At 58.1% G+C, this 2,532-nt stretch carries 3 protein-coding genes; all 3 read right to left on the reverse strand.

The window, feature by feature from the left end:
* The coding region (gene virB11 / locus H0248_RS19240; protein WP_180787131.1) for a P-type DNA transfer ATPase VirB11 at positions 1–912 on the reverse strand (912 nt) is incomplete at its 3' end.
* On the reverse strand, positions 902–2,206 hold the full coding sequence (locus tag H0248_RS19245; protein ID WP_180787132.1) for a TrbI/VirB10 family protein: 1,305 nt from the start codon (positions 2,204–2,206) through the stop codon (positions 902–904). The genes H0248_RS19245 and virB11, both read right to left, overlap by 11 nt.
* Positions 2,203–2,532: TrbG/VirB9 family P-type conjugative transfer protein (locus H0248_RS19250; protein WP_180787133.1), on the reverse strand; the 330-nt coding region annotated here is incomplete at its 5' end. The genes H0248_RS19250 and H0248_RS19245, both read right to left, overlap by 4 nt.

Genomic DNA, 2,532 nt, shown 5'->3' on the forward strand with positions numbered 1-2,532 from the left:
GCTCTTAAGCACCTTGCGTAACAGCACGTCGAAAGGCATGTTCCGGCAGTCGGGGTTTTCATAGCAGCGGTCAATTAACCCTTCAATACATTCTTCCGGGCTGCCCGCATGCAGGGAGGTCATCAATCCCTCATGCCCGGAACCGACGATTTTCAGCGCATCCCAGGCTTCTTGTCCGCGAATTTCAGCCAGTAATATCCGATCAGGGTTCATACGATAATTAGCGCGTATCAGTCTGCCGGGCGTGACAATGGCATTATCCCCGGCATCAGCCGGATAAAAGAGATGGACATAGTTGGTGTGGTGATAGAAGCGGATTTCGGGATTATCCTCGATGGTGGTCAGCCTGAGGTGCCGGGGAATAGAGTGCAGCAGCGTTTTCATATAGGTAGTTTTACCGGATCCGGTTTCACCGACGATAAAAATCGTCTTGCCGTATTCCACCGCTTTTTCCATAAAGCGGGGCATATCCTCACTCTGATAATAGCGGTTCAGTTCAACATCTTTGCCTTCCGTTCGCTCCTTACCAGTCACCCGGTTATAAAATCCCGCATCAATCCATGACTGATGCGTTTTCTGCCCGAATAAGGGTTTGCGCAGCGTAATAGACACGGTATTACGCTCACAGGCCGGGGGAATAATGGCCTGAATGCGCTCGCCTGATTCAAGCGTGGCGGAAAGGATCGGCGAGGTGTCGTCGATATTATCGTCCTGCCAGGACGCCAGCGCTCTGGCAAAGGCGTAACACTGACGCAGCGTAACCGGGGCTTCGTGTCTTCGCCATTTCCCCCGGATTTTGGTATGCAGTTCACCCGGCCGGTTAACGGCAATTTCTGTCAGGCCGTCCTGCGCAATAAAATCACCAAACAGCTGGTTTTTCATAAAATCCAGCGACAGGTTTTCAGCGTTCATACCACCTCTTTTTCAGTCGCAGCTGCCAGACGGATGAGAAATCAATGTCGGTGCCGGTCATGATGCCGATGACATCACCCTGATTCAGGTACAGGGTGGGCGGGATATTGATGCTGTTGTCCAGCGTCGTTTTCGCCATTTCCGCCATGGCGGCACGGGTGTTTTCGGTGTAGTCGGTATTGCGGTCTTTACCAGGTGCAGAATCCGACGCCGCCGCTGCCACGTCCTGCACCGTACTGAGCATCAGGGCATTGCCGAAGCGCTCCCAGAAGTGATTGTCGATCCAGCCTGAGATCCCCGCCTCGCCGAGCGGGCCGCTGGCCTGCGTATTGCTGAGCGGGATTTGCAGGCTGCCGGGCTCAGGCGTGCGCAGCTCCGTCCACAGCACAAACATCCGGCTGCGTCCGTGTTGCAGCGCCCCGGTGCGGTAGATGCCACGGGCGACCGTTCCCGCCGGGATCAGCGTCACATGGTTGCTGGCGCTGTAGACATCTTCACTAATCAGGCAGGAAATATGCCCCCCAACATCGGACACGAAGCGCCACATCATCGAACACGGGATATAGCGGTCCACCGGGATATAGAGATCAGGATCGAGACCCAGTCGTCTGACGCCGGTGACACGGGCGACGCCCGGATTGTCGTTGTTGCCCGTTTCCGGCGCGGCAGTATCCGGGCAGCGAAGGCGGCCATCCTTTCCCCTGGTCAGTACTGACGGGCAGGATGTGTACGTCGTGGATGATGACCCACTGTCGGACGTTTCTGCGTGGCTGCGCGTTTCACCCGGGGACGTGCGTGCATTATCGCCCGGCATTGTTCGGGCGTTGTTCACCCCGTCAGCCAGCGCGGCTGCCTTGTTCAGGGCGGGTGGGGCCGGTGGCTGCGTTGGTGCGGGAGTAACGGTCTGGCTGACAGGGTCTGTTCCGTCCTGTGTGTGCGGCCCGAACAGGCCAAACGGGTTACTGTCCAGGCCCAGATTTTGACGCTCATGCAGCATCTTCCCGGCGGAGGGCGGCGGCGCGGTGTCGGCTTCCTTCTCATTACCCCCTTTCAATGCACTGAAAATCCGATCGCCGCCGGATGCCAGGGCGATCACCAGCGCCAGACTCAGCAGGCTGACGATCAGCGTGCGGCGGCCGGATACCTTACGAAAACGGGTCACTTCCGGCTGGCCGGGGGATGTTCTCTGCTCCGGCTCCTGATACGCCATTGCCGCACGGGTGCGTTTGCGGGCTTCCGCTTCCCGCTCTGCGGTGGTTTTTTCCGGTTCGTCCGGGACAGATTTATCGGTCATTTCGCCTCCAGCGTAACGGACGGTGAAACAGTGTCGCTGCGGGTTATCGGGATGCGCCCGAATCCGTCGTTTTCGATCCCCACCACCGAAGTGCCGTAACGCAACACCAGTTGTGGCGCTGCCGGAACCACCATCACGGTGTAATTACCCTGCTTAACCGTCCGGGGCGTGAGCGCCTGCTCCCGTCCGTTAACCACCCGGAAAACGGAAGGCAGGGTTCTGATGGGGGAAAAACCGATATATGCAAAACGACCATCGTCCCAGGCAAAATCCGGTGCGATGGTGGCCGAACCGGCGGCGACCCGTTTGGTGTAGCGCCAGTTGCG

Source organism: Pectobacterium brasiliense (assembly GCF_013449685.1).
In the GTDB taxonomy this organism is placed as follows: Bacteria; Pseudomonadota; Gammaproteobacteria; order Enterobacterales; family Enterobacteriaceae; genus Pectobacterium; species Pectobacterium brasiliense_A.

Excerpts from the sequence above, each read along its gene's own strand:
- H0248_RS19245 (WP_180787132.1), bottom strand. The coding sequence starts at position 2,206 with ATGACCGATAAATCTGTCCCGGACGAACCGGAAAAAACCACCGCAGAG.